Genomic DNA, 4,537 nt, shown 5'->3' on the forward strand with positions numbered 1-4,537 from the left:
CCGCCTTCGATGTCACCGGCGATGACCGCCATCTCGATCCCGGGGCGCACCGGCGAATCGCGCAGCAGGCGAGCCAGCGGCGACTCGGGCAGCATCGCCTCGATACCCGGGACCAGGTGGGCATCGGTGCGCCGGTGTGCGATCTCCAGCACCACCCGTTTGAAAGCCGAATAAACGGGGTTGCCGAAAAAGAACGGCACCTGTCCGATCAGCGTGAGCAGTCCGGAAAGAAACAGATCGAGATTTCCGCTCGCCAGCCGCGTTCCCTGTGCCGGGCTCGCCACCCGTACGTAGCGCTGCACCACCAACTGCCTGGCTCTCAGTTCGCCGGCCAATTGCTGCAACTGCAGCCGCTGTTCGGCATGTGCCGGCTTGAGCTGTTCGACAATCACTCTGGTCGCCCCGGCTTCGGCATCGTCCGGCTCCGGCAGATCCGACCGATACCGCTCGATCAGAGGATCGAAGTTGTCGAGGCACAGAAGGTCGGCAACCAGGCCGCCGCGCGAATGCGAGACCAGGCTGAGCCGCAGGCCGGCCGGCAGGTCGGCAAGCAACTGCCGGGCATTCTCGATCGGGCTCTCGGACAGCGTACGGTGCTCGAATGCGTAGATGCCGCCGGTGAAATGCCGCTCGAGTGCGCTCCACGCATCGTGCTCGTCGAGCTGCAGATCACCGAAGCTGCCGAGCGTGCTCGATCCTGTCCCATGCACGAAGACCAGCACCGGCAACTGTCCGGTAGCGGCAGCAGCCAACTGGTGCCGCGCCCTCTGCCTGGCGTCGTCGTCAGACACCCCCGAGGTCACCAGGCCCGCTCTGCCCTGCCAGCAGTAGATGCCGGGCTGACGATCGAGACGCTGCTCGATCGCCCACATCAGGGCCTTGCTGCCCAGCCAGGAAACGCCCAGATCAGCCACCTCGGCGAGCTTGCCTTGCGTCCACTCGCCGAGTTTCTTCCTGGCTGCCTCGATGATCGGATCGCTGCTCACACCCACGGCCAGGGCAAACACCCGGCTGATCAGGCCGCCGACCGCCTCACCAATGACGCCACGCGACGTGGCACCGGCACTGCACAACTGGTCGAACAGGATCTCGCCCTGGCTACCGATCAGCGCCGGCCGACTGCGTTCGAGTGATGACTTCAGTCGGCTGGCGCTGGTGATCAGCACACCACCGTCCGCCAACTCGATGACCAACACCTCGTCGGCCTGCGCGGCATACTGCTGCACCACTGCTGCTGCGCCACGAACGGCTGCACCGACCTCGAAGCAGGCCCTGGTCTGCAGGTAGGCAGCCGGCAGGAACGGATCCTCGTCCTCACCGGCCGCCCGCCACGCGGGTTGCAATAGTGCGGGCAGGACTGCCTGGACTTTCTGGTTGGCGGTCAGATGAAGAATCGTCGTTTTCGGCATCGTGGTCTCCTCGTCACTGGCTGCTCATGCTGCACTCGCCAGCCGGTCTGATCAAGTGGGCAAGCAGGTCGCTACCGCCTCCCCCGGAATGGCGGCAGCACTGCGCTCTTGCTGCGGCCCTGATCAGGTGAAGATCTTGCGTTTGCGGGCATCCGCGTTGCCGAAGATCTGTGGAGTCTGCGGATACGATGCCGACGGCAGGCAGGCCGGGGTGAGCCTAGCATGCCAGTCAGCATAGGTCGCGCCAGCGGGCAGCGTCCGCAGCACCTTGAGCGCGTAATAGGTGAAAGCGCCACAGGGACGGCCACCGATTTTGGCGTCGTAACTGAAGTTGTTCGGGCCTTCCTTGCATCCCGCCAAGAGCAGGTCGCCCGCCATGCGTGACAACGCGCCGGCAAACGGCGACAGGCCGGAAGTGACCTGCATCGTGGTCAGCGGCTGACCGCTGAAGCCGCGCGGCAACTGATCGGCCGGCAGCCAGTTGCCCATCGGCATGAAACGCGGACGCGGCGCGTCCTCCGCGTCCGGATCGGCGGCGGCCGCGCGCGTCACCGTCCCCGAGTGACAACTGTCGGAAATGAGCACCAGCCGCACGCCGGCTTTGCGCGCGCTGAACAGAGTGTTGATCTCGTCGTCGATCAATGCCCCACCACCGGTCTGCAGATCGTACGGGCAAAGCGCTTCGTCGAGACCGTCGACCTCATCGCCGTTGCTGTCCGGCACATAGGTCCCGTGTCCGGAAAAGGTGATCACCACCACATCGCCGCTGGTCGCCGAACCGATCAGCGACTGGATGCCGCTGACCATTGCCGTCTTGGTCGCCTGCGTGTCGATCAGCTTGTTGACCGCGAAGCCGCGCGTATCCAACTCCGCCGCCCAGTCGTTGGCGTCGTTCACACAGCCGCTCAGATCCATATGGGTACCGGGATAGTTGTTGACGCCGATGCAAAGTGCGCGCTTGTTCATGGCTGCCTCCTGAGAGCTGATGATTTATCGGGAATTGCGATCCTCAGTCTAGCAAGTCACAGCGCAATAACAAACCTTGCGTGCATCGTCATCCCGCTCCCCCGGCATGCGCCCGGGAGCCGGCAGGCACACCCGGAGATTGCAACGGATCGGCAGTCGCCCTCACTCCCAGACCACTTGCCGATACTCGGCACCCCGCAGATAGCGTGCAACGTCCTCGATTTCGTCCTCACTCCATCCCAGATTCGCCATTTGCTGCCAGCGGCGCACCTCCGACCGCAGGCTCTTCCCGTCGGTCACCAGCCGCCGGTCACGCCAATGAACCTCGCGATTGTGGCACGCGATGCAATGCGTCGAGTACAACAGCTCTCCACGCGTGGCTACAGGGATCGCCTCGGTGGCGCCGGCCAAGCGGCCGGTGCTCAGCAGTAACGCGACAAAAATCAGTCCAGGTAGCATCTCTCTTCCCATCAACTCGGCGTTGTTTTGCTCCCATTTCGCGCATTGACCGCGCAGCCGGCACGGCCCGAAACGACCTACTCACCCTACTCGATCGGAACCATCTTGCCCTTGGCGGCAGTCTTCTTGGGCAGGGTGACTTCCAGAACCCCGTCCTTGAACGCCGCTTTTGCCGCATCAGAATCGACCTCGGCCGGCAGGCTCATCGAACGCGAAAAGGCGCTGGAACTGATTTCGCGCCGCCGGTAATCGCCCTTTTCGTCTGCCTGCTCCTGCCTGCTCTGCGCCCCGATGGTAATCGAATCAGCGGTCACCGAGATGGAAATATCCTCCTTCCTGACCCCCGGCAACTCGGCACGCAGCAGAATTTCATTCTCCCGGTCGATCAGGTCGACCGCCGGTGCGCGCAAATCGCCCCCCTCAAACCAGGCCGGCCATTCGCGCTCGAACGGTCTCATCCAGCGTCGGGAAAGCAGACCGTCCGCCATGCGATCCATGAAACGCTCCATCCTTTCGAAACGTTCCTCCATGCCTCTGAATGGCGAAACGACCCCGCTCTGCCTCGCGACAGCCTTGCCGCCGGGTTGTTCTTTCGCTTCCGACTTCTCTTCATGCTCTGTCATGGCAATCTCCTTGCTCAATATTGCCCCATCACTCCCCCGCTCGTTCGACGCGCACGACGATCCGCTATCGACCTCGCGGTGAAACTCCGAGGCGATTCAGGCACACCAGCGGACAACGTCGTAGCGACTTCGGTCAGCCACCCGACGTTCCGCAGCCGTAGCTTCAAGATAGTACCTGCCCGGCAGGAATCAAGTCCCATTCCCGGGCTACCGATCGGCGGTCGCAACCGCTCGGCGAGGACACGTTGCCCCTTCTGCCTTCCCGACAGGCAACGGCTGACGGGACTTGGATGCTTGCTTCTATCCGGGCCGGCCGAATCGCCAACTGGCCTCGGCAAAGCAGAGCAGGCATCCCTGCAATGCGCTATCCTTGCCAACGAGCCCTTTCCTGCCGCAAAGGGAGTCCACCCATCACGGAGAGAACATGGGTCTTGACAAGGCTTATGCCGCAAACGAACCATCGCGCGCCGAGATCGACGCTTGCGAGGGCGCCTTGCTGCTCGAGTTCGGCGCGCCTTGGTGCGGTCACTGCGTGGCTGCCGAAAAACTGCTCGAAACGGCATTGCGCACCCATCCGGGTGTGCATCATATTCGGGTCGAAGATGGCCGCGGTCGCCGGCTCGGCCGTTCGTTCGCGGTCAAACTCTGGCCGACGTTGATCTTCCTTCGCCAGGGGAAGGAAGTGTTGCGGCTCGTTCGCCCATCCGGTGCCGGCGACATTGAACGGGCGCTGGCGCAACTCGTGACGACCGCCGACCAGCCCTGCGCTCGACATACCGCCTGACGGCAAGCCGGCGGCGAACATCGGCCGCCGCCCGCACCGGCGGATCGCGTTCAATCAGGAAATTCTTCGACCACCCTTCGCTGGAGACCAGGTGAGTCGCCCCGCTCTCGCCTGCCTGATCGTCCTGCTGGCCGCCCTGCTGCCCAGCCTGCATTATCCTATTTTCCTCAGTTGAACCTCCCAGCATTGGTGCAAACTGAGCATTGATGAGGGTTTGGGGCCAAGAGGGAGGGTCACCCGATGGGTGAGATGGAGTTTGAGCGAAAGGCGCTGGTCAGAGCGGTTGATGGCGCCTT

At 63.4% G+C, this 4,537-nt stretch carries 4 protein-coding genes and 1 pseudogene; 1 reads left to right on the forward strand and 4 read right to left on the reverse strand.

The annotated features are described in order from the left end of the window. From JNK99_RS05730 to JNK99_RS05745, 4 genes and pseudogenes are all read right to left on the reverse strand, one after another. Positions 1-1,409, reverse strand: a pseudogene (locus JNK99_RS05730) (hypothetical protein); the annotation flags it as partial. Between the two features lie 123 nt (positions 1,410-1,532). Continuing rightward, complete coding sequence (locus JNK99_RS05735; RefSeq protein ID WP_291849933.1) at positions 1,533-2,375, reverse strand: caspase family protein; 843 nt, start codon at positions 2,373-2,375, stop codon at positions 1,533-1,535. Positions 2,376-2,537: 162 nt separating this feature from the next. Continuing rightward, a complete protein-coding gene (locus JNK99_RS05740; protein WP_291849936.1) occupies positions 2,538-2,834 on the reverse strand; it encodes a cytochrome c in 297 nt (98 codons plus the stop codon). An 86-nt stretch (positions 2,835-2,920) separates the two neighbouring features. Next, positions 2,921-3,457 carry an Hsp20/alpha crystallin family protein gene (locus JNK99_RS05745; RefSeq protein WP_291849939.1) on the reverse strand — a complete coding sequence of 179 codons (537 nt, stop codon included), beginning with the start codon at positions 3,455-3,457 and terminating at the stop codon, positions 2,921-2,923. A gap of 424 nt (positions 3,458-3,881) precedes the next feature. On the opposite strand from JNK99_RS05745, the gene JNK99_RS05750 reads away from it, so the two are divergent. Next, the gene (locus tag JNK99_RS05750) at positions 3,882-4,241 is read left to right on the forward strand and encodes a thioredoxin family protein (RefSeq protein WP_291849941.1); all 360 of its coding nucleotides are present in this window, start codon (positions 3,882-3,884) and stop codon (positions 4,239-4,241) included. The last annotated feature ends 296 nt before the right edge of the window (positions 4,242-4,537 follow it).

Source organism: Accumulibacter sp. (genome assembly GCF_016789985.1).
Taxonomy (GTDB): domain Bacteria; phylum Pseudomonadota; class Gammaproteobacteria; order Burkholderiales; family Rhodocyclaceae; genus Accumulibacter.